Source organism: Streptomyces sp. NPDC014991 (assembly GCF_043080665.1).
GTDB lineage: Bacteria > Actinomycetota > Actinomycetes > Streptomycetales > Streptomycetaceae > Streptomyces.
On the sequence record NZ_JBIBVY010000005.1, the window covers coordinates 79,794 to 101,549 of the forward strand.

The window sequence follows — 21,756 nt, forward strand, 5'->3', positions numbered from 1 at the left end:
TCGCGTGCCCTGACCAGCGATCGTCACGGCCGGCCGTGGGACCCACCTGACCGGAAGGGGCCCCGCACACTTGTGTGCGGGGCCCCTTCCGGTGGTTTTCCGGCGGCCGGGGGCGGCGTGGTGTGTGGCGCCCGGTCCGCGCGTCGCTGCGGGTGCACGCGGACCGGGGCCGATCGGGGGGAGCCGGGCAGGAGGTCAGTGGGCGGTGCTGAGTTCCTTCGGCCCGGACAGCGCGGCTCCGTGCGCGTCCATCCGCTCCGCCGTGAGGATCGCCGCGGCCGTGTCCGCGCGCGACGCGGCGACGAGGAGAGCGCGCGCGGCGAGCGTATGGGCGCGCCGGTGCAACGCGCACGGGTCACCCGCCGCGGCCGGCGCCGCCCGCAGGGGCGTGCGTCCTCCCCGCAGCCGGGTCACCTGCGCCGCGAGGCGCTCCGCGGCCGTGTCCAGGTCCTCGGTCGGGGCCAGTGCGCGCAGTTCGTCGGTGACGGCGAGCAGCGCGGAGAGGTGGCCGGCGAGCTGGATGTCCAGCTCCTCCTCGCGTGAGCGGTGCGGGAAGCCGGAGGCGGTGCCGGCCATCGTGGTGTGGACCGACTTGGTGCGGATCGGTTCGTACATGGGGATGGCCTCCTGTGCTCTGACAGGAAACCATCCTAGCTTGGATTTCGTCTAAAGTTGAGTCGGGTCACGGAACGCGGTCCTCCGCTGCCCCTCCGTCCGCACAGCGGCCGGTTACGGCTGGCTGTATCCGTCCAGGAAGGTGCCGATCCTCGTCACGGCGTCCCGCAGGTCGGCGACCGCCGGCAGGGTCACCACCCGGAAGTGGTCCGGTTCGGGCCAGTTGAAGCCCGAGCCCTGCACGACCATGATCTTCTCCTGTCGCAGCAGGTCCAGGACCAGCTGCCGGTCGTCCTTGACCTTGAAGACCCGCGGGTCCAGGCGCGGGAACAGATACAGCGCGCCCCTGGGCCGTACGCAGCTCACGCCCGGGATCTGCGTCAGCAGCTCGTAGGCGGTGTCCATCTGCTCCTTCAGCCGCCCGCCCGGCAGCACCAGGTCGTTGATCGTCTGGCGTCCGCCGAGCGCGGCGACCACCCCGTGCTGGCCCGGCATGTTGGCGCACAGCCGCATGTTCGCCAGGATCGTCAGACCCTCGATGTAGGAGTCGGCGTGCGCGCGCGGGCCGGAGATGGACATCCAGCCGACGCGGTAGCCCGCCACCCGGTAGGCCTTCGACATGCCGTTGAAGGTCAGGGTGAGCAGGTCGGGGGCGACCTTCGCGGTCGGGGTGTGCGTGGCGCCGTCGTACAGGATCCGGTCGTAGATCTCGTCGGAGCAGACCAGCAGGTTGTGCCGGCGGGCGATGTCGGTCAGGCCCTTGAGCACGGACTCGTCGTACACCGCGCCCGTGGGGTTGTTCGGGTTGATGATGACGAGCGCCTTGGTGCGGTCGGTGACCTTGCGCTCGATGTCGGCGAGGTCGGGCATCCAGTCCGCCTGCTCGTCGCAGCGGTAGTGCACGGCCGTGCCGCCGGAGAGGGAGACGGCCGCCGTCCACAGGGGGTAGTCGGGCGCCGGTACGAGGACCTCGTCGCCGTCGTCCAGCAGGCCCTGCATCGCCATCACGATCAGCTCGGAGACGCCGTTGCCGATGAAGACGTGCTCGACGTCCGTCTCGATGCCGATGGTCTGGTTGTGCATGACGACCGCGCGGCGGGCGGCGAGCAGGCCCTTGGCGTCGCCGTAACCGTGCGCGGTGGAGACGTTGCGGAGGATGTCCTCGAGGATCTCCGGGGGACACTCGAAGCCGAACGCCGCCGGGTTGCCGGTGTTGAGCTTGAGGATGCGGTGGCCCGCCGCCTCCAGCCGCATGGCCTCCTCGAGAACCGGACCCCGGATCTCGTAACAGACGTTGGCGAGCTTCGTCGACTGGATCACCTGCATGCCGCGAGCTTACGGCTCGGTAACGCCTCGTGGGCCGTGTTTTCCACCACGTGAGACACCGAGGTTTGCCCGGATATCGCCGTTGACTGTCTCAGGAGTCACTTGCGTCTCTAGAATCCGCTGACATGTCCACGGAACGGGAGTACGAGGCGGGGGCGCACGACCCGCGGGGAGCGGGCGGCGCGCCGGGAATCCGGCCGAACGTCTACCACCCGCGGCCGGCCCCGGCCCCGGCCTACGAGGAGTACGCCGACCCGGCCGCGGCGCACGGCTGGCAGGACGAGTACCAGGTCACGCGCGAGCTGCCCCCGGTGCCCGTGGAACCAGCGCCGGGCGCGGACCGGGCGGGGCGCCGGCGGGCACGGCGGCGCCGCAGCGACCGCCGCAGGGTGGCGGTGGTCGCCGGCGCCCTCGGGGTGGCCGGAACCGTCGCGGTGGTCGCCGCTCTGGCCGGTTCGCACGCCCCGGCCGGATCCCGTCCCGTGGACGGCGGGCGGGTCGCGGGCGGCACTCCCGCCACCGTCGGCGGCGGCGCGGACACGCCCACCCCGTCCGTGACGGCCCCGTCCGCCACGGCATCGGTCACCGCCGCGGGATCCGCCGTGGCCTCACCCACCCGCACGGCCACCGGCCGCCCCTCCGGCGGCACGGCCCCGAGCGCCGCCCCGAGCGGACCGGACGGACCGAGCGGGCCGAGTGGGCCGGGCGGCAGTCCGCCCGCCACGGCCACGGCCCCCGCTACGGCCTCGGCCACCCCCGCGCCCACGACCCCGGCCACCGGTCCGACGGCGTCCGTTTCCGGCAGCCCGTACGTCCGCGGTCACGGCCACAGATGGCCGAAGGGGCCACGCTGACCCGACCGAGCACCTCAACGACCACGTTGTTCCCAGTGGTTGAGATCGCGGGTGTCGGAAAACCCTCCCCGGTGCGAGAGTTGAACCCGCGCACAGGGAAACCCCTATGACCTGACGCGGCTTCTTGTCCCCGAGCCCCTCAGCGTCTGAGAATGCGCATGACAATCGAGTGGGCGACCGGAGGACCTCCGGTCGCCCAAGTCGTAAGAGGGGACCCCCACATGAACAAGCCTCTCCTTGCCGCGCTCTCCTCCCTGGCGATAGCCGGGCTGGGCGCGACACCGGCGATCGCGGCCCCGTCCGCCGCGCCGCACACCACGGCCCCGCACGCCACCGCGCAGGCGTCCGCCCCGCACGCCGCCAAGGCCGCCGCGGTGACCGTCAACTTCGCCGGCACCGTCTCGCTCAGCAACTGCTCCGGCTCCGTCATCCGCTTCCCCAACTCCGCCGACACCGACCCGGCCCTCGTGCTGACCAACGGCCACTGCCTGGAGACCGGCTTCCCGGCGCCCGGCGAGGTCATCACCGGCCAGTCCTCCAGCCGCACCTTCGGGCTGCTGAACTCCGCCGGCACCAAGGTCGCCACGCTCCGCGCCAACCAGGTCGTCTACTCGACCATGACGGACACCGACGTCACGATCTACCGGACCACCACCACGTACGCGGCGATCCGCAGTTCGTACGGCATCAGCCCGCTCACCGTGCAGGACACGCACCCGGTCGCCGGCACCGCCATCAAGGTGGTCTCCGGCTACTGGAAGCGCATCTACAGCTGCAACATCGACGGGTTCGTGTACCGCCTGAAGGAGGGCGACTGGACCTGGAAGGACTCGGTCCGCTACACCTCGGCCTGCAACACCATCGGCGGCACCTCCGGCTCCCCGGTCATCGACACCGCCACCGGGAAGGTCGTCGCCGTGAACAACACGGGCAACGAGGACGGCCAGCGCTGCACGGAGAACAACCCGTGCGAGGTGGACGCGAACGGCAACGTCACGGTCCGTCAGGGCATCAACTACGCCGAGGAGATCTACAACGTCCCCGCCTGCTTCACGACGGGCAACAAGCTCAACCTGAGCGCGTCCGGCTGCACGCTGCCCAAGCCGTAGCCACCGGCGGCGGGCGGTCACACCGGAGTACGGCGGACCGCCCGCCCCGCCAGCACGTCCGTCCGCCTGCCGTCCTCGATGACGAACCGGCCGTCGACCAGGACGTACGGGATGCCTTCCGGCAGCCTGCGCGGCTCGGCGAAGGTGGCGCCCGGCGCGACCGTCTCCGGGTCGAACAGCACCAGGTCGGCCCGGTACCCCTCGCGCACCAGCCCCCGGTCCGGCAGCCGCAGCCGGGCCGCGGGCCGCCCGGTGAGCCGGGCCACGCACTCCTCCAGCGTCAGCACGCCCAACTCCCGCACGTAGTGCCCGAGATAGCGCGGGAAGGTGCCGTAGGCGCGCGGGTGCGGCTTGCTGCCCCGCAGGATGCCGTCGGAACCGCCGGTGTGCGCCCGGTGCCGCATGATCGCGCGGACGTTCTCCTCGTGGCCCACGTGCTGGAGAACCGTCGTACCCAGCCGGTCCCGCAGCAGCAGATCGCGGGCCGTGGTCCAGGGCGTCTCGCCGCGCAGGTCCGCCGCCTGCCGCACCGTACGGCCCACGAGAGTGCCCAGTGCCGGGTCGGTGACCCCGGAGATCTCGACCGTCTCCCACTCCACGGGCACGCCGTGGCAGCCGTCGGAGCCGGTGACCTCCAGGTCGTGCCGCATGCGCTCGGCCGTCTCCGGGTCGGCGAGCCGGGCGAGGACCTCCTCCGGGCCGCCCTCGCTCGCCCAGCCCGGCAGCAGCGCGGCCAGGGTGGTGCAGCCGGGCGTGTAGGGGTAGGTGTCCAGCGTGATGTCGGCACCCTCGTCCAGGGCCCGGTCGAGCAGGGCCAGCAGCTCGGGGGCGCGGCTCCGGTTCACGCCGAAGTTCATCGTCGCGTGGGCCAGGTGCAGCGGGCAGCCGGCCTCCCGGGTCAGGGCGACCATTTCGGCGTAGGCAGCCAGGGCGCCTGCGCCGTAGGAGCGGTGGTGGGGGCAGTAGTAGCCGCCGTACGCCGCCACCACCCGGCACAGCTCGGTCAGTTCACCGTCCCCGGCGTACATGCCGGGTGTGTAGGTCAGGCCGGAGGACAGCCCGACCGCGCCCTGCTCCAGCCCCTCGGCCACCAGCCGCCGCATCCGGTCCAGTTCCCCGGGGGTGGCCTCGCGGTCCTCCCAGCCGACGACGAGGGCCCGCACCGTGCCCTGCGGGACGAGGTAGGCCGCGTTCACGGCGATGCCGCGGTCCAGCCGGTCGAGGTACTCGCCCACCGACCGCCAGTCGAAGTCGATGTCGTCGCCGTACCCGTTCCAGCCGGTGATCGCCCGGCGCACCTCGGCCAGCGTGCGGTCGTCCACCGGCGCGTACGACAGCCCGTCCTGGCCGATCACCTCCAGCGTGACCCCCTGCGCGGCCTTCGCGCTGTGGTCGGGGTCGCGCAGCAGGGCCAGGTCGGAGTGGGCGTGCATGTCGATGAAGCCGGGAGAGAGGACCAGGCCCTCGGCGTCCAGCTCCCGCACGGCACCCGGCCGCTGGCAGCCCGCCGCGGCGGCCTCCTTCACGATCGAGACGATCCGGCCGCCGTCGACCACGACGTCGGCGCGGTAGGAGTCCGCGCCGCTGCCGTCGACGACGTCGGCGTCACGGATGACCAGATCCTCCACGCGCGGGCCTCCTAGAAGAACGTGCGGACGTAGTCGACGACCGTGCCGTCGGCCTCGGCCACCGGGATCAGCTGCCACTTGTCGAAGACCGTGCACGGGTGGGACAGCCCGAAGCCGACCCAGTCGCCGACCGCGACATCCGTCCCGGGCGCGGTGCGCAGCCACAGGTGCTGGTCGGACAGGGCGCTCACCTCGATGCCGGCGGCCGGACGCTCGGTACCGTCCCGGCGTACCACGTGGGCCACCGGAAGGTCGAGGTCGTAGGCCGCGTCACGCTTGCCCGCGTTGACGAACGCCTCCGTGGGCGACGGCCGGGACACCACCTGTGCCCACAGCCGGAACGCGGGCTCCAGCGCGCCCTCCTCGGGCACCCGGTTGAACGGCGTCAGCCTGCTGTAGTGCACGTCGTCGTGCGAGACGTAGGCGCCGGAGCGCAGCAGCCGCAGCACCGGCAGGGAGAGCTGGGGGACGGCGGAGAAGACGTCGGCGACCGCGTCGAACCACTCACTGCCGCCGGCGCTCACCACGACGGTGTCCGCCCCGGCGAAGCGCCCGGCCCGGTCGAACTCCACCGCCAGGCCCACCAGCCGCTCCAGCCACCGCCGCACCCGCTCCGGAGAGGCGTCCGGCACCTGGGCCTCGTACCCCGCCACGCCGACGAGCCGCAGCGTGCCGGTGCCGGCCACCGCGTCGGCGACCGCCGTGGCCTCCGCCCCGGTCCGCACACCGGTCCGGGCGCCCTCGCCCGCGCCCAGCTCCACCACCACGTCCACCGGACGGACCGCACCCCGCAGCGCCGCGTCCATCAGCTCGACCCCGCGCACGGAGTCGACGTAACAGACGAACCGGAACTCCGGGTCGGCGGCCAGCTCGGCGGCGATCCAGCGCAGCGCGGAGGCGTCCACCAGCTCGTTGGCGAGGAAGATCCGCCGGACGCCGAACGCGCGGGCGACCCGCACCTGGTGGGGCACGGCCAGCGTGATCCCCCAGGCGCCGTGGGCGAGCTGGCGGTGGAAGAGCTGCGGGGCCATGGACGTCTTGCCGTGCGGGGCGAAGGCCAGGCCGTGCCGGGCGGTGTACGTCTCCATCAGCGCGAGGTTGTGCGCCAGGCGTTCGGCGGACAGCGCGAGCACGGGGGTGGTGAAGCCGTCGTCCGCCCGGAACAGGTTGCGGCGCTGGGCCGTCAGCTCGCCGACGGTCAGGCCGTCGGCGTCCGGCGGGAGGCCCTTGAAGCGGTGGTCGACGCGTTCCTCGGCCAGGCGGGCGAGCCGTTCCCCGGCCAGGCGGGCGAGCGCTTCGGTGCTCATGGGGCCCCTCTCTCGGTCCGTGCTCATTGCGATATGTGCAACGGCCATTGCATACGGTGCTGGCTGGTGTCTAGCATCTCGCCGAACACCGGGTCAACGGAGAACCGTCACCCGGCAATCGACAGGAGTCATCATCGACGACGCTGCTTACGCCTCGGCCGTTGCGCACCCGTGGGACGTCGTGGACGTGGTGACGCTCGGCGAGTCCATGATCACCTTCCTGCCCGGCCGGCCCGGCCGCCTCGCCGACGTGCCCTCCTTCGACCGGGCCATCGGCGGCGCCGAGTCCAACGTGGCCTGCGCGCTGGCCGTGTTCGGACACACGGCACGCTGGGTCGGCCGGGTCGGCGCCGACGGCTTCGGCGACCACCTGGTGGAGCGGATCGCCGGCTACGGGGTCGACGTCTCCGCCGTACGCCGGGACCCCGGCCGCCCCACCGGCGTGTACTTCCGCACCGCCGGGGACCGCGGAACGGGCGCCCACGAGGTGGCGTACTACCGGGAGGGCTCGGCCGCCTCCGCGATGAGCACCGGGAACGTGGACCTGGCGGCCGTACGGGCGGGGCGCGTGCTGCACCTGTCGGGCATCACGGCGGCACTGTCCGGCGACTGCCTGGCGCTGATGTACGCGCTGACGGCCCCCGACGCCGGCCGCCCCCCGCTCTCCTTCGACGTCAACCACCGCCCGGGCCTGCCGGGAGCCGACCCGCCGGCCCTCCTGGAGCTCGCCCGCAGGGCGGACCTCGCCTTCGTGGGAGAGGACGAGGCGGAGCAGGCGTGGGGCGTCACCGGGGGACCGGCGGCGATCCGCGAGGCACTGCCCGAGCCGGCGGTGCTGGTCGTCAAGCAGGGGGCGAGGGGAGCGACGGCGTTCGACGGCGAGCCCGTCTTCGAACCGGCCCCGCACACGGACGTCGTCGCGCCCACCGGCGCCGGGGACGCCTTCGCCGCCGGCTTCCTCTCCGCCACCCTGCGCGGACTCCCCGTCCGCGACCGCCTCCGCCACGGCCACCTGATGGCCGCCGCCACCCTCACCACCCCCGGCGACCTCGCCACACCCCCCACCCGCGGCCACGCCGACCGCCTCGCCGCCCTGGACGACGACGCATGGGGGAGACTTCGACTCGGCCCCGGCTGGACGCAGGCCGATCGGGCCCCACAGGAGGCGAACATCCCATGAGTCAGACCGTCGACCGCGCCCTGAGCATCCTGCCGCTGCTCGCCGAGGGCCCCGCAGACCTCGGGCAGGTCGCCGACCGCCTGGGCGTCCACAAGTCCACCGCGCTGCGTCTCCTGCGCACCCTGCACGAGCACGGCCTGGTCTACCGCCAGTCCGACCAGCGCTACCGCCTCGGCGCCCGCCTCTTCGCCCTCGCCCAGGAGGCGATGGAGAACCTCGACGTCCGCGAGATCGCCCACCCCCACCTCGCGCGCCTGAACGAGAGCTGCGGACACACCGTCCACCTTGCCGTGTACGAGGAGAACGAGGTCCTGTACATCGACAAGGTCGACAGCCGCTATCCCGTCCGCATGTACTCGCGGATCGGCAAGCCCGTCGCCATCACGGTCGCCGCCGTGGCCAAGCTGCTCCTCGCCGACCTCCCCGAACCCGAGCGCCGGGCCCTCGCGGACAAGCTCGACTACCCCCTGTACACCTCGCGCTCCACCCCCGACGCCGCCGCGTTCCTGCGCGAGTTGGAGCAGGTACGCGAACAGGGCTGGGCCACCGACCTCGGTGGCCACGAGGAGTCCATCAACTGCGTGGCCGCACCCATCCGCGGCGCCGACGGACGCGTCGTCGCCGCCATGTCGGTCTCCGCGCCCAACGTCGTCGTCACCGCCGACGAACTCCTCACCCTGCTCCCGCAGGTGCGCCGTACCGCGGACGCGATCAGCGGCGAGTACTCCGGAAGAACGCCAGTGAAGGGCACCCCCGCATGACCGATAAGACCGCGCTCACCCCGAAGACCCACACCGCCCCGCCCGCCGCGTTCTCGCACGGCGTCAGGAAGGGCAACATCCTCCAGGTCGCCGGCCAGGTCGGCTTCCTGCCCGCCGAGGAGGGCCGGCCCCCGACACCGGCCGGCCCCACCCTGCGCGAACAGACCCTCCAGACCCTCGCCAACGTACGGGCGATCCTCCAGGAGGGCGGCGCGGGCTGGGACGACGTCATGATGATCCGCGTCTACCTCACCGACGTCGGCCACTTCGCCGAGATGAACGAGATCTACAACGCCTACTTCGCGGAGCAGGGCCTCACCCAGCCGCCCGCCGCCCGCACGACGGTCTACGTCGGCCTGCCGGCCGGCCTGCTCATCGAGATCGACGCGCTGGCCGTCCTCGGCTGAGCCCCTGACGCCCCCGCGCCCCCCTCACCTCCCGCACGTCCCGCACGGCACGGCACCCTCCGGGGCGCCGTGCCGCGATCCCCCCTGCCCGAAAGCAGCATGCATTTACGAAGAGGACCCCCGTATGCCCGTTCCGCTCGCCGTTCCGGCCCCCGCCGCCCCACCCCACACCGGGGGCCTGCTCCTCCTCGTCGACGGCACCCCCGGCCTGCTCACGGTCGCCGCCCTCGGCATCGCCCTGCTCCTCCTGCTGATCATCAAGGCCAGGCTCCAGCCGTTCGTCGCCCTCCTCGCCGTCTCCATAGCCGTGGGCCTGCTGGCCGGCCTCTCGGTCACCGAACTCTTCGGCACGGTCCAGCGGTCCGACGCCGTCTCGACCATCGAATCCGGCATGGGCGGCATCCTCGGCCACGTCGCGATCATCATCGGCCTCGGCACGATGCTCGGCGCGATCCTCGAGGTCAGCGGCGGCGCGGAGGTGCTCGCCGGCCGCCTGCTGACCCTGTTCGGCGAACGCCGCGCCCCCCTCGCCATGGGCCTGACCGGCCTGCTCTTCGGCATCCCGGTCTTCTTCGACGTGGGCATCTTCGTCCTGGCCCCGATCGTCTACGCCGCCGCCAGACGCTCGGGCAGGTCGATCCTGCTCTACTGCCTGCCGCTCCTCGCGGGCCTGTCCATGACCCACGCCTTCCTGCCACCGCACCCCGGCCCGGTCGCCGCCGCCGGACTGCTGCACGTCCAGCTCGGCTGGATCATCCTCATGGGCGCCGTCTGCGGCCTCCCCGCCGTCCTGGCCGCCTGGGCGTACGCCGCCTGGATCGGACAACGGATCTTCGTCGCCGTACCGCGGGACATGGCCGACGCCGCGGAGGAGGCGAAGCGGGCCGTCCTGGCCGAACAGCGTGCGCAGGCAGTGGCGCCGCAGGAGCGGCCGGTGCCGCTCGGCACGGTTCTCGCCATCATCGGCACGCCCCTGCTGCTCATCCTCGCCGCGACCTTCTCCTCCATCGCCCTGGACCCGTCCCCGGGCCGCTCGGTGCTGGAGTTCGCCGGCAACCCCTTCGTCGCCCTGACCGTCGCCCTGCTCCTGGCCTGCTACCTCCTCGGCATCCGGCGCGGCTGGTCCCGCACCTCCCTGGAGACGGTGTCGACGTCGTCCCTGAAGCCCGTCGGCAACATCCTGCTGGTGGTCGGCGCGGGCGGGGTCTTCGGCGCCGTACTGAAGGCCGGCGGGGTCGCCCAGGCCCTGTCGGACACCTTCCACGGCGTGGGACTGCCGGTGATCGCCCTCTCCTACCTGATCTCGCTCGTGCTGCGGGTCGCCCAGGGCTCGGCGACCGTGGCCATCGTGACGACGGCGGGCATCGTGGCACCCCTGCTGTCGGCGGACCACCACTCCCAGGCCTTCACCGCCCTCGTCATCATGGCGATCTCCGCCGGTTCCATCTTCGCCTCGCACGTCAACGACGGCGGCTTCTGGATGGTGGCGAAGTACTTCGGCATCAGCGAACGCGACACCCTGCGGACGTGGACGGTTCTGGAGTCGGTGCTCTCGCTGGCGGGGTTCGCGGTGGCCGGTGTGGTCAGCGTGTTCGTGGTCTGACTGGTTCCGGCACAGGGAAGTCGTCCATACTGCCGCCGTGGAGCAGCGCATAGGAGCGAGCAGCAAGCCGTCGGAAGGCGAGCCGGCGGACGCCGAGCCGTCGAAGGCCGAGCCGTTGCAGGCCGTGCCGTTGAAGGCCGAGCCCGTGACGGGCGCCGGTTTCGACCCGGCTTTCATCCCGGGCATCACGGGTCCGTCACCCACGGGTCCGGTGGCCAAGGGTCCGGGAGCGAAGGATCCGGCGGCCGGGAAGCCGAAGGCCGAGGATCCGGTGTCCGACGATCCGGTGGCGGACGATCCGGTGGCCGTGGGGACGGCGGCCGACGGGGCGAAGGCCCCGGTGCCGGCGGCCGGGGACCCGGCCTCCTCGCCGTCGTCCGACCCGGCGGACGCCGGACCGGCGCCCGAGGGGCCGGTGTTCGAGGCGTCCGACCGTCGCGCCCGGATCGTCGCCGACCACCGGGGGGTCCGCCTCCGCCTGGACGAGGAGACGTGCGATTTCCGCTGGGAGGAGATCGCCGCGGTGGAGACGGAGTCGCCCCGCTTCGGCAAGCGCTTCACGGTCACCGTGCACACCCCTGACCGCCGCTGGTACCCGATCGAGATCGAGGCGGCGGCCAGGGCGCGCTTCGCGGAGTGGGAGTCGGCACTGGACGCGGTGCTCGACGCCTACTTCGAGGAGGCCTAGGGTCTTTCGTTCGGATCGGGCCGGATCAGGGAGCGGGTCGTGGTGCCCTGCGTCGCAAGGCGGAGGAGGGCGCCATGGCGGAGCCATGGCAACCGACGACAACGCGGCGAGGCGCGGTGCCAGGGCCCGCGAGCCCGGCATGATCCGAACGAGAGGGCCTAGCCGCTAGCCGCAGTACTGGGCGGCCTTGCCGATGGCCCGGTACATGCAGTCCGCGTTCTCCAGCAGCTGCAGCACGGCGTCCTTGTTCCGGGAGGTCTCGCGCTCGATCACCTCGTCGGGCGGGTAGAACCCGCCTCCGCCGGACGCCGGATACATCTCGAAGGTGTAGTCGAAGATCTTCTGCGTACCCCACAGATAGTCGTCGATCGACCCGTCGGTGATGTACAGGTCACTGGACTGCTCCGGCGTGTACCCGTTGCTGGCGGCCATCTTCTGCCCCACGGCCTTGTACGCGGCCGCGTCGTCCGCGGTCATCCCGGACGCCGTGTCCGCGTACGTGTACCCGAACGGCCACAGCACCAGCTCGCTGTAGGTGTGGAAGTCGATGCCGGCCCTGATCTGCTGCCGCCCGCCGACGACCCGGCTGCGCACGAAGTCGGCGACGACCCGCACCTCGGGCGCGGACTCGGCGGCGGACCCGCGGTAGGTCTCCGAGGACGTCGACCCGGAGGAACCGCCGCAGCAGCCCCACTTGAAGTTCCAGTTCCGGTTGAGGTCCGTACCGACGTACGAGGAACCGGAGTTGGGCTGCCGGTTCTTCCGCCAGGACCGGTAGGACCCGGTGGCGATGTCGTACTCGCCCCCGTCCGGGTTCAGGTCCGGGACGATCCATATCTCCCGGCTGTCGACGAGGTTCTTGATCCGGGAGTCGGTCCCGTACCCCGCGCCCAGTTCGCGCAGCAGGTACAGGGCCATCTCCACGGTCAGGTGCTCCCGCGCGTGCTGGTGGGCGGTGAACAGCACCTCGGGCTCGTCCTCGTCGGTGCCGACGTTGTCGCTGACCTTGATGGCGACGATGTCCCGCCCCTGGTACGACTTCCCGATCACCCGCCGGCTCATGATGCCCGGGTAGGCGGCGAGCCGCTGGTCGATCTCGGCGTTCGTCTCGGCGAAGTTGTGGTACTTCGAGTCGGCGCTCGGGAAGTCGTGGAGCCGGGCTCCGGCCCGCTGCGGCGCGGCGCCCAGCGGCTGGACGTCGTACCCCAGCCGGCGCAGCCGCCGGATCTGTTCCGCCCGCCCGGAGACGACGACGGTCTCCTCGTCGGCCTCGTCGACGGTGACACCGGTCGCCTGAATGGCCGTACGGGTCACGGGAGTCGTGCTCTGGCGGATCTCGTACTGCCGGATGTCGTCGCCGGAGGGAGCGGCCCGGCGGACGCTGTCGGCACTGGCCTGACCGACGGTGGCCGAGACGGGGGCGGCGAGGGCGAGGGCCAGCAGGGCGCCGAGGGCGGCGGTACGTCTGCCGCCGAGCGCGCCGGAGCCGCGGATACGGAGTCGCATGAACTCTCCTTGGGTGTGGAGGTGGGGGTGTTCGCGTGCGACGTGCGGTGCGGTCCCGCCGGGGCCTTCCGTGGGGCTCCCTGTGAGTCCGCTGTGCGGGTTGGCGCTCATGCTGAAGCGTTGGCATGCCTAGGTCAAGCATGGGCGGGTCCGGACCGGCCGGAGGCGGCGGAAACCGGCCGACCGCACGGAAGCGCCGCACGCGCACCCCTCGGTGACGACCTGCGGCCATGCCGGTCCATCTCCTGTGGCCCACCGGCCACCAGGACGCGGCCGATGGCGCGGCACGACCCCGCACCGCGACGGCGACGACGTCGAACTGCTCGGCGTCTACTCCGCCCACGCGAAGGCGGCGGACCCGATGCGCCGGGCCCGCCTCCTGCCGGGCCTCGCCGACGAACCGGAGTACTTCGTCATCGACGAGCACACCGTGGACGCGGACGAGTGGACCGAGAGCTTCGCACGCGTGACCCCGCTAACCGGCTGGGGCACGCGGACAGCGCGCCGTTCCGGAGGAAGCGGCGCGCTGCCGGTGGGTGAGGTCAGCACTCACCCCCGCACGGGCGGGTGGGGATCAGTGGCGCCCGCCGTGCCGTCCGCCGTCGCGGTCGCCGCGGTGGTCACGGTGGTCACGGCCGCCGTCGCGGTGGCCGCGGTGGTCACGGTCGTCGTGGCCCCAGGAGATGGAGTCGACGAAGCGGCCGTGGTCGTTGCGGAGGGTCGCCGTGTCGTGGTTGTTGTCCCACACGGACCGGCGGCGGTCCTGGTAGAGGTCGTTCCGGTTGTCCCGGCCGAACCCGGTGTGCACGCGGACGGTCGCGTCCCCCGCCAGCCGGTAATGGCGGAAGGTGTAGGTGTGGCCGTCCTCGTCGGACAGCGTCCACCCGTCGAGGTTCACGGCTCGGCGGCTCTCGTTGCTGATCTCCACCCACTCCCGGTTCAAGGGACGGCCGGAGCGGTCGTGACGGGCCGACGAGGGGTGCTGCACGCCGCTGATGACCACGTCGTCGCGGTGCGAGCGGCCGTGGTCGCGGTCGACGGCCGAGGCCGGCAGTGCCACCGCACCCACGACGGCGGCCGCCGCCACGGTGGCGGCGGCGACACGGCGGGCGGTGACGGAAACGGAAACGGACACGAAGTCCCCCTTCGCAAGGGCTGTACACACCTCGCCGCGGTGGCCCAGGGCGCGTGCGGCGAAGTGCGGTGTACGGGTGGCGGCCGGTCGGCCGCACATCCACACCATGCAGTGACATGCGGGGACGATCGCGGATATGCCGGTCACCGTTACGGTTCGCGCACATATCTGTGACTCACGGCTGCAATGTCCATTTATGCCCCGCATTGCCACTGAGCGCCCAACTCAAGAACACGACGCGACGCCCGTCACCCGAAAGTGGGTAACGACGGGACCGGCACTGCGGCGTTGCGCGCATCCGCAGGGGCCGTCTCCGAGGGGTGTCCGCGCCCGGTTTGCAGCCGGCGCGGACACCTGGCAAGTGCACCTTGGTGCTGTGTGGCGGTTCAAGGACCTTGACTGCCGTCTCGTAGCGACAAATCCAGCCGAGCGTCATGGTTGACCGGGGCCTCGACCTCGGGCTCGGGTCGGGGCTCGGTCCTGGTGGCGCCGTTCCCCCGGGCGATGGGTGCGGGGGTCGCCGGTACCCGAAATGCGAGGTCGGTGACTGTCTGGTGGCGGAATCACTTCCTGTGGGCCTAACGGGGTGTTTCGACCGGCCTAGCGGAATACCTCATCGAGGATCCAGTACTCAGATCCTTCTCTGCTCACCGCACGCACCTTCTGGCCGCTCAGGTCCCGCGCGACGAAGAGAAGGTCGCCCTCCGGATCCTGCAAGAAAAAGATGTTGGTCGCGCTGGTCAGTCTCACGTGGAACCATCCGTGCTCCAGGCCGCCAGCGGCAAGGAAGGAGTCGTCTTCGGCCAGTACGCCTGTCTCCCGAGCGTGCCTGGTCCAGGTTTCGTTGACTCGCGCGGCAAGATCAGGTGTGTCACGTGGGATTGTTTCGACGGGCCGTGCCTCTACGTGCACCACTCGACGAAAGGCTTCGGTGACGCCTGGCCCGGACCCTGAAAACGTTCCGATCACCGCAAGGCCTACGGTTTCGAAACGCCGCTTGTTCTCGTCGTCAGACAAAATGATGATCTCCGCCGGTTTTGCCCAAAGCGTGATACCGATTTCTTGTCGAATGCCCGACCGATCCCAACTCGAGCATGGTCTGCGGGACCGGTATATCCGGTCAAATCATCGGGCTGCCGTGTGTTCTAGCCAACGAGACAGAGCGCCGCGGGTCTCCTCGGGGATTGAAGCATCTTCGGAAAGCTTCATCCCCATTTCTCTTAGAGGAGTAATGTGATAAGCGTCGCGCAGACAGACGATGTCTGTCCACTTCTGCCCTTGAGACCCCTGAACAACTACGTTTCCATTGAGGGAGAGCATGATGAATTCTGGCCGTCCCCAGCTATATCCCGTAACCCCGGCCTCGGCGCCGGATCCTGCGAAATCCCAGTCTGTCTGGAGCTGTACGCGTGCCCACCATGCCATGTCGGGGCGGTCGTTCTCGACATCGCGCACGGCGATGAGGAACTGTGGTTTTGATGTGATGAACAACCCTTGATGCGCGCCGAGCATGTACCACTCGTGATTGACCCTCTCCCGGAAGTCCGGAGCGTCGTTCTCGATGCTCACGGCCCACTCCTGCCCGCCGGCAGCCGTCGAGTTCACGAATGTAGCAAGACGTGGGGGAATGAGGGGCTCGGAAGGTGCCACCATGCCTAGATACTTCAGTCCTGCCGTGGCCAGGGTCCTGGCCAGTTCTGTTCCCTGCATGAGAATCACCCCGGTTCTGCGGTGATGGTCGGGTTCTCTAATTCATCGGTCTCTTGGCCCAAGGGTACGGAATGACTTGGTCGTAGTTGTGTGAGCCGTCCCTGCGCCTGCCGATGTACGCGATGTTACCGTCTCCGTCGACCATGACGCGCAGTTGGCTGAGTGAATCGCCGTTGTCATAGATCGGAGAACCAGCCCAGCGCGTTCCCGCGCGAGAATTGCCACCCTGATAGAAGTCCAGTTTTCGTGTGCCGTCGCGGTTAGCGGTAAGGCGCTGCGGATAATCGCGGTCGTTGATCAACCTCTCCACCAGTTCGTGAACGTCCCGCGGAGTTTCGAACCACGCCTTACGGTCACCATTTCCAGCTACACGATCATCGATCGCACGCGGTTCATAGTTCTCATCCGGGAACCACTGGCGTCCGACTTCCCCGTCGGGACAGGCATCAGGAGCGAGCCCCAAGTGATCAGTAAACGCCCGGGGGTCGTGGACGTAGGTGGCCGGATTGAGAGCCGGTGCCAGTCCGAGTGGATCGGGAGTGAGGTACCGCGCCGTTTCCGGGTCGTAGTGGCGGAAGTAGTTGTGGTGCAGGCCCGTTTCCGGGTCGTAGTACTGGCCTGGGAAGCGTAGGGGCGTGTAGGTCGTGCTGGTTGTCGACCAGGCCGTCGTGCCCCACAGGGTGCTGCGGGTGTGCCAGGCGATGTCGCCCTGTTCGTCGACGAGTTCGCTGGGGGTGCCGACCAGGTCGGTGACGATGGCGAAGAAGCGGGAGTCGATCTCCTGCTGCGGGGCGTCGGCCGCCGTGATGCGTTCTGTCTGGGACAGCGGGCGCAGGCCCTGGTGGTCCCAGGTGAGGGTGACCGGGTGGGGGAGGTCTGCGGAGGTTGTCGTCTGTTCGCACAGGGTGGTGCCGTCCCAGGTGAAGTCCACCCTTTCCCGTACCGTTTCGCCGTCGTCCGCCAGGCGGAGTTTCGCCGTGCGACGGCCGAGCGGGTCGTAGGTGTAGCGCCAGCGGGTGCCGTCCGGGGTCACCACCGACGTCAGGCGGTCCTCCGCGTCCCACGCGTAGCGCCAGGTGTCCGGCTTGCGGGACAGGCGGGTCTTCTGGCGCAGGGTGATGCGGCCCAGGGCGTCGTGTTCGTAGCGGATGTTGCCGGCTCGGGTGATGCGGGTGCCGACGTACGAGCGGGAGCCGACCGCCTCCACGCCCGGGTGGTCCGTCGGCCAGGACGCCTGGGTCTGGTTGCCCGCTGCGTCGTAGGCGTACCGCTCCGTCCAGCCCGCCGCGTGGACCGCCGTGACCCGGCCCGTCGCGTCCAGGTCGAAGTGGCGGGAGCCGGAGAGGTGGTCCTCCACGCCGATGAGGTTGCCGTCGGGACGGTAGGTGTACGCCCGGTGTTGCACCGTGCGGCCGTGCGCGCCGGTCACCGACTGGGTCGTCAGGCGGCCCAGGGCGTCGTAGGCGTGCTCCAGCGTGACCGCTCCACCGACCTGGCGGGTCAGTTCGCGGCCCGTCTCGTCGTACGTGAAGTCGATGGCGCGGCCCGACGCCACCATGTCCGTGCGGCGGCCTGCCGCGTCGTAGGACCAGGTGGAGACGGCGCCGGTCGGGGTCGTGCGGCCCGTGCGACGGCCCAGGGCGTCGTAGGCGTACGTCAGCGTCCGGCCGTCGACCGTCTCGGAGCGCAGACGGCCGTGGCGGTCGCGCAGCAGCGTCAGCGTCGTGCCGTCCGGGCCCGTCGCCCCGGCGAGCTGGTCGGTGAGGTCGTAGGCGTAGGTCGTGACCTGGCCGGCCGCGTTCTTGCGGAGGACCTGGCCCAGTTCGTCGCGCTCGAACGTCACCTCCTCGCCGAGCGCGTTCCGGCGGGAGGTCAGACGTCCCGTGGGGTCGTAGGAGTACGTCAGCACACGGTCGTCGAAGTCGGTCTCCGAGCGCAGGCGGCCGGCCGCGTCGTATTCGTACGTCCAGGTCAGGCCCTGCGGGTTCGTGACCCTCGTCAGGCGCAACTCCGTGTCGTGCTCGAACTCGTGGCGGACGCCGTCGGGGCCGGTGCGGGCGGTCAGCAGGTCGAAGTGGGTGTACTCGAAGCGACTCACCCCGCCGAGCGGGTCCGTGTGGCTCGTGCGGTTGCCCTCGCCGTCGTACGTCCACGTCTCCGTCGTGCCGTCGGCGGCCGTGCGGCGGGTCAGATGCCCCTCGACCGACCAGGCGAGAAGTGTCGTGGCGCCGGCGGGGTCCGTGATCGCGGTCGGCAGGCCCAACGCGTTCCGTTCGTAGCGCACGGTCGCGCCCAGCGGGTCCGTCACCTCCACCGGGAGTCCCGCGCGGTCGCAGACGACCCTCGTCGTGTTCCCCAGGGGATCCGTCACCGAGGTCAGGTGGCCGGCCTCCGTGTACGTGAAGCGGGTCGTCCGGCCCGCTGAATCCGTGACCGACGTGCGGTTGCCCCGCTCGTCGTACGTCTGGCGGATCACCGTGCCGGCCGGGTCCACGACCTTCACCGGCAGGCCCAGGTCGTCGTACTCCGCCCTTGCCTCGCGGCCGTCCGGGCGGACGACGCGCGTGAGGTTGCCGTTCCCGTCGTACGCGAACGTCGTCGTGCGGCCCAGCGCGTCCGTCGTGGAGCGCAGGTGGTGGTGCCGGTCGCGGACGTGGCGGACCGTCGCGCCCAGCGGGTCCGTCTCCGCCACCACCTGCCAGGTCTCGTTGATCAGGTAGCGGTGCGTGTGGCCCCGGGCCGTCGTCGCCGTCGTCGTGCGCAGGCCCGTCGCCGGGTCCGGGCCCTCGTACGTCAGGCGCACGGCCATGTGGCCGGCCGCGCCGCTCTGGGCGGTGCAGCGGTCCTGGTCGTCGTACTCGTACGCGTAGCCGTGGCCGTTCGTGTCCGTCCAGGACGTGATGCGGCCCCGCTCGTCGTACGTGAAACGCAGGGGCAGGCGCGAGGAGTTGACGACCTCGGTGAGGTTGCCGTCCGTGTAGCCGAAGCGCTTCAGTTCCTCACCGGTGGCGGTCAGGTGGTACGCCGTGACGCGGCCCGCGTCCGTGGTGATGCGGACGCCTTGTCCGGCGCTCGTGAAGACGCCCAGCGGGGTGCCGTCGGCGTCGTACTCGAAGGTGATCCAGTTGCCGTTGCGGTCATCCACCTGTTCCAGGACCGCGAGGCCGGGGCCCCGGTCGGCGAAGTGCCAGGTGCGGTGGGTACGGGGATCGGTGATCGTGTAGCCGTCGTCCACCCGGTCCAGGGGGAGGCGGGGGCCGTGGCTCGCCAGGGTGGGCAGGCCCGGGGCGGGGTGGGGGTACGACAGGAGCCGGCCGTCGTCCGTGACGAAGACGACCCCCTCCGCGTCGATCTCCAGGCGTTGGTCCAGCGTGGAGGACCAGGACGGGCCGAACCACCGGCCGAGGCGGTAGCCGGACTCGACCCGCCGGGTGAGGAGGAGCGGCAGCACGCCGGGGAGGGTGACGTCCGTCTGCGGCAGGTACATCCTGCCGGTGGCCACGTTGACCGGGTCGCCGCAGCCCTTGGCGCTGTTCTCGTCGTGCGAGTGCCGCGGGGGATCGTGCTCGACCGTGTCCCGGGCCGACTTCCCCGCCGCGCCCTCCGCTCCCGCCCGTGCCTCCCGGGCCGCCGCCTCAGCCGCCTGGCGCGTGAGCCCCGCCTGGGCCGCGTCCCGCGCCAGCCCCGCCTCCATGCCGACGCCGCCGGTGCCGAAGAACTGGGGAAGCATGCGACCGCCGAACTCCGACGGGTCCTTGCGGAACTCGTCGTACATGGTCTTCGCGGTGCGTTCGGGGTGGGCGGCGGTGGAGACCAGGCCGGAGAGCGTCATGCTGACGTTCTGGAGGTAGGCGGCCGGGTGGGTCACGTTGTAGGGGTCGGCGGGGTTGAGGCCGCGGACGAAGTCGACCAGCCCGGCCGTGCCCTTGAGGGCGCCGCCCACGACGTGGGCGAGTTCGGTGGCGCCGGACTGGAAACCGTCGGTGAGGTCGCGCTCGACGCGCTCCAGGGGCGGTGGTTCGGCGGGCGCGTGGGCCAGGGCCGCCCTGACCTTGCCCTGGGCTTCGAAGGCGGCGGTGTTGCGCTGCTTGCGGGCCTCGGCGAGCTTGTGGTGCGCGGCCTGGACGTCGGCCTTGCCCGGGTCGTGGAACGGGCCGGGCTCGGGATCCTCGTTCGCCTCGGCCTTGGCGTTGTACGACTCGACCTTCCGCTTGTGGGTCTCGAACGCCGCCCTGGACGCCTTCACACCCTTGTCGTAGAGCTCCACGGCCTCCCTGGCCTGGCCCTGCGCCCATTTGACGGTGTCGGCGTACGCCTCCAGCGCCCCGGCCGCCGTCCCGCACGCCTCGGCGGCCTGCGCCCACTTGACGGGGTGGACGCCGAACTTCCTGCGGAAGGCGTCACCGCCGGCGCCCTGCCAGCCGGAGGAGTCGACCTTCCTGAGTCCCTGGCCGACCTTGTCGAACGCGCCGTGGAAGTCCCGCAGACGCCTGGCGCTCGCACGGATCTTCGCCGGGCTGCCGTGGACGAGTTCGTTCGCCTCGTCGGTCTCGCCGAGCTGCTGCTCGCCCGGGGTCGCGCCCAGGTCGGAGACGATCGCGTCGCCCCAGTCCTCCACCACGTCGGCCCACTTGTGCGCCCCGAGGTGGTCCAGGCCCTCACCGATCCTGTCGGTGGTGCAGTCGACGCCCTTGCCGAGAAGCTTCTTGCCGCCGTCGACGAGATGCTCGCCGCCGCCGAGCAGCGAGTCGGTGATGTCCCCGATGCCCATCAGCCGGTACCGCCCGGCCGCTCGTCATCCGGGTGACCGGCCATGTCGCGCAGGTCGCCCAGTCCCACGCCTGGCAGCGGCCCGATGGTGTGCGAGGTCGACGCGTCGTCCCCGGCGGCCTTCCAGCCCCCCTTGCTGTTGTCCCACGCCTGCTCGAAGGACTCCTTGCTGTAGTCGACGTCACCGCCGTAGGCACCGGATCCGGCGATGTCGCCCCAGCCCGTCTTCCGCACGTCCTCCTCGGAGGCGTACGGATTACCGACGGCCGAGTTCGTGACGACCTTGAAACTGCCCTCGACGTACTTCTCGGTCTCGTAGTACGTGCCCGCCGACAGGCCTGTCTTGACCGCGAAGCCGTTGCCCTCGTTGATCAGCGAGCGCACGCCCCACTCCCATCGCTCGCAGAACGACTTGAACTCCCCCGTCAGGCCCTCGTGCCCCAACTCAAGACCGGACAGAGCGATGTCGCCGAAACCGCGCCCGGCCCCGGCCTCCCCGACCGTGCCCAGCTCCTTCAGTTCGCCCAGGGCATCGGTCAGACCCTTGGCGATCAGGTCGAGGCCGTCGGTCCTCAGGTCCTTGCCGCTGTCGGTCACCGCTCGTCCCCCGCCTCACCGTCGGCGTCCACCGCCACCTCGTCCGGCCCGATCCCGCGCACCGGAGGGAACACCGTCCCGTCCGCACCGTCCGCGCAGTCCAGTGCCACCCCGCACGGAACTCCCGCAGCCGGCACGGCCGCGTCCAGCAGCCGGGCGCCCAGCCACCGCTGGTACGCCCACTCCCGGTCGCCCTCGCCCCGCGCGAGTGCGAACCGGGCGAGGGCCGGTTCGCCCGAGAAGGCGTAGAACCAGCGGACGCCGCCGAAGTCCGCGGTCAGCGGGCTTCCGTCCTCGTGGTCGAGGGGGACGAGGACGGCCGTGCGCCGGAACTCGCCCAGCAGGACGGCGAACGCGCGGCGACTTCGCTCGACGGCGTCGGCGGCAGGAATGCCGGAAGTGTCCGCGGCCGAGGTTTCCTCCCGCTCGGATCCGGTCGGTTCCGCGTAGTCGTACAGCCGTGATCTGCGGGCGTGGCCCGCCGCGTCGGCGTCTCCCCCGTGCTCGGCCATGTCCGGGATCATCACATTCGGGCGTTGGTGCCCGCAACGCGATACGGA

18 protein-coding genes are annotated in these 21,756 nt (G+C 71.1%); 7 read left to right on the forward strand and 11 right to left on the reverse strand.

The annotated features are described in order from the left end of the window. Positions 1-195: 195 nt before the first annotated feature. Together ACF1BE_RS10775 and ACF1BE_RS10780 are read right to left on the reverse strand one after the other, a co-directional pair. The gene (locus ACF1BE_RS10775) at positions 196-615 is read right to left on the reverse strand and encodes a hypothetical protein (RefSeq protein WP_392198650.1); all 420 of its coding nucleotides are present in this window, start codon (positions 613-615) and stop codon (positions 196-198) included. A 114-nt stretch (positions 616-729) separates the two neighbouring features. Then, complete coding sequence (locus ACF1BE_RS10780) at positions 730-1,941, reverse strand: pyridoxal phosphate-dependent aminotransferase (protein ID WP_392198651.1); 1,212 nt, start codon at positions 1,939-1,941, stop codon at positions 730-732. 125 nt (positions 1,942-2,066) lie between these two features. On the opposite strand from ACF1BE_RS10780, the gene ACF1BE_RS10785 reads away from it, so the two are divergent. Both ACF1BE_RS10785 and ACF1BE_RS10790 read left to right on the forward strand, forming a co-directional pair. After that, positions 2,067-2,795, forward strand: coding sequence for a hypothetical protein (locus ACF1BE_RS10785; protein ID WP_392198652.1), 729 nt, complete (start codon positions 2,067-2,069; stop codon positions 2,793-2,795). 221 nt (positions 2,796-3,016) lie between these two features. Next, positions 3,017-3,904, forward strand: a complete 888-nt coding sequence (locus tag ACF1BE_RS10790; RefSeq protein ID WP_392198653.1) for a serine protease — start codon at positions 3,017-3,019, stop codon at positions 3,902-3,904. A 17-nt stretch (positions 3,905-3,921) separates the two neighbouring features. Here the strand turns inward: ACF1BE_RS10790 and ACF1BE_RS10795 are convergent, their stop codons facing one another. Together ACF1BE_RS10795 and ACF1BE_RS10800 are read right to left on the reverse strand one after the other, a co-directional pair. Then, complete coding sequence (locus ACF1BE_RS10795; protein ID WP_392198654.1) at positions 3,922-5,532, reverse strand: amidohydrolase family protein; 1,611 nt, start codon at positions 5,530-5,532, stop codon at positions 3,922-3,924. 11 nt (positions 5,533-5,543) lie between these two features. Continuing rightward, positions 5,544-6,839, reverse strand: coding sequence for an amino acid deaminase (locus ACF1BE_RS10800; protein ID WP_392198655.1), 1,296 nt, complete (start codon positions 6,837-6,839; stop codon positions 5,544-5,546). Between the two features lie 181 nt (positions 6,840-7,020). Here ACF1BE_RS10800 and ACF1BE_RS10805 point away from each other — a divergent pair, with 181 nt between their 5' ends. The 5 genes from ACF1BE_RS10805 (at position 7,021) to ACF1BE_RS10825 (ending at position 11,478) form a co-directional block, all read left to right on the forward strand. Continuing rightward, a complete protein-coding gene (locus ACF1BE_RS10805) occupies positions 7,021-8,019 on the forward strand; it encodes a sugar kinase (RefSeq protein WP_392198656.1) in 999 nt (332 codons plus the stop codon). Further along, positions 8,016-8,780: an IclR family transcriptional regulator gene (locus ACF1BE_RS10810; protein ID WP_392198657.1), complete on the forward strand. Its 765-nt coding sequence runs from the start codon at positions 8,016-8,018 to the stop codon at positions 8,778-8,780. Before ACF1BE_RS10805 ends, ACF1BE_RS10810 begins: the two co-directional genes overlap by 4 nt. Beyond that, complete coding sequence (locus ACF1BE_RS10815; RefSeq protein WP_392198658.1) at positions 8,777-9,187, forward strand: RidA family protein; 411 nt, start codon at positions 8,777-8,779, stop codon at positions 9,185-9,187. The genes ACF1BE_RS10810 and ACF1BE_RS10815 overlap by 4 nt, the downstream gene beginning before the upstream one ends. Before the next feature lie 124 nt (positions 9,188-9,311). Then, a complete protein-coding gene (locus ACF1BE_RS10820; RefSeq protein ID WP_392198659.1) occupies positions 9,312-10,790 on the forward strand; it encodes a GntP family permease in 1,479 nt (492 codons plus the stop codon). Positions 10,791-10,827: 37 nt separating this feature from the next. Continuing rightward, entirely contained in the window at positions 10,828-11,478 is a 651-nt protein-coding gene (locus ACF1BE_RS10825) for a hypothetical protein (protein ID WP_392198660.1), read from the forward strand. Between the two features lie 165 nt (positions 11,479-11,643). Here ACF1BE_RS10825 and ACF1BE_RS10830 read toward each other — a convergent pair whose 3' ends face one another. The 7 genes from ACF1BE_RS10830 to ACF1BE_RS10860 all read right to left on the reverse strand — a co-directional run bounded on the left by ACF1BE_RS10830 (position 11,644) and on the right by ACF1BE_RS10860 (position 21,708). Then, positions 11,644-12,984 carry a M14 family metallopeptidase gene (locus ACF1BE_RS10830; RefSeq protein ID WP_392198661.1) on the reverse strand — a complete coding sequence of 447 codons (1,341 nt, stop codon included), beginning with the start codon at positions 12,982-12,984 and terminating at the stop codon, positions 11,644-11,646. A 574-nt stretch (positions 12,985-13,558) separates the two neighbouring features. Next, a complete protein-coding gene (locus tag ACF1BE_RS10835) occupies positions 13,559-14,119 on the reverse strand; it encodes a lamin tail domain-containing protein (protein ID WP_392198662.1) in 561 nt (186 codons plus the stop codon). A 600-nt stretch (positions 14,120-14,719) separates the two neighbouring features. Continuing rightward, positions 14,720-15,136 (reverse strand): hypothetical protein, encoded by a 417-nt coding sequence (locus ACF1BE_RS10840; RefSeq protein ID WP_392198663.1) that lies wholly within the window; start codon positions 15,134-15,136, stop codon positions 14,720-14,722. 108 nt (positions 15,137-15,244) lie between these two features. Next, positions 15,245-15,688, reverse strand: coding sequence for a hypothetical protein (locus ACF1BE_RS10845; protein ID WP_392198664.1), 444 nt, complete (start codon positions 15,686-15,688; stop codon positions 15,245-15,247). Between the two features lie 178 nt (positions 15,689-15,866). Then, the gene (locus ACF1BE_RS10850; protein WP_392198665.1) at positions 15,867-20,600 is read right to left on the reverse strand and encodes a putative T7SS-secreted protein; all 4,734 of its coding nucleotides are present in this window, start codon (positions 20,598-20,600) and stop codon (positions 15,867-15,869) included. Continuing rightward, the gene (locus ACF1BE_RS10855) at positions 20,600-21,196 is read right to left on the reverse strand and encodes a hypothetical protein (protein WP_392198666.1); all 597 of its coding nucleotides are present in this window, start codon (positions 21,194-21,196) and stop codon (positions 20,600-20,602) included. Before ACF1BE_RS10855 ends, ACF1BE_RS10850 begins: the two co-directional genes overlap by 1 nt. Beyond that, positions 21,193-21,708 carry a hypothetical protein gene (locus tag ACF1BE_RS10860; protein WP_392198667.1) on the reverse strand — a complete coding sequence of 172 codons (516 nt, stop codon included), beginning with the start codon at positions 21,706-21,708 and terminating at the stop codon, positions 21,193-21,195. Before ACF1BE_RS10860 ends, ACF1BE_RS10855 begins: the two co-directional genes overlap by 4 nt. Between the last annotated feature and the right edge of the window lie 48 nt (positions 21,709-21,756).

Bases quoted from the DNA above. Each gene is read 5' to 3' on its own strand.
- ACF1BE_RS10820 (WP_392198659.1), top strand. From the start codon at position 9,312: ATGCCCGTTCCGCTCGCCGTTCCGGCCCCCGCCGCCCCACCCCACACC.
- ACF1BE_RS10785 (WP_392198652.1), top strand. From the start codon at position 2,067: ATGTCCACGGAACGGGAGTACGAGGCGGGGGCGCACGACCCGCGGGGA.
- ACF1BE_RS10775 (WP_392198650.1), bottom strand. From the start codon at position 615: ATGTACGAACCGATCCGCACCAAGTCGGTCCACACCACGATGGCCGGC.
- ACF1BE_RS10800 (WP_392198655.1), bottom strand. From the start codon at position 6,839: ATGAGCACCGAAGCGCTCGCCCGCCTGGCCGGGGAACGGCTCGCCCGC.
- ACF1BE_RS10780 (WP_392198651.1), bottom strand. From the start codon at position 1,941: ATGCAGGTGATCCAGTCGACGAAGCTCGCCAACGTCTGTTACGAGATC.
- ACF1BE_RS10790 (WP_392198653.1), top strand. From the start codon at position 3,017: ATGAACAAGCCTCTCCTTGCCGCGCTCTCCTCCCTGGCGATAGCCGGG.
- ACF1BE_RS10850 (WP_392198665.1), bottom strand. From the start codon at position 20,600: ATGGGCATCGGGGACATCACCGACTCGCTGCTCGGCGGCGGCGAGCAT.
- ACF1BE_RS10810 (WP_392198657.1), top strand. From the start codon at position 8,016: ATGAGTCAGACCGTCGACCGCGCCCTGAGCATCCTGCCGCTGCTCGCC.
- ACF1BE_RS10815 (WP_392198658.1), top strand. From the start codon at position 8,777: ATGACCGATAAGACCGCGCTCACCCCGAAGACCCACACCGCCCCGCCC.
- ACF1BE_RS10860 (WP_392198667.1), bottom strand. From the start codon at position 21,708: ATGGCCGAGCACGGGGGAGACGCCGACGCGGCGGGCCACGCCCGCAGA.
- ACF1BE_RS10830 (WP_392198661.1), bottom strand. From the start codon at position 12,984: ATGCGACTCCGTATCCGCGGCTCCGGCGCGCTCGGCGGCAGACGTACC.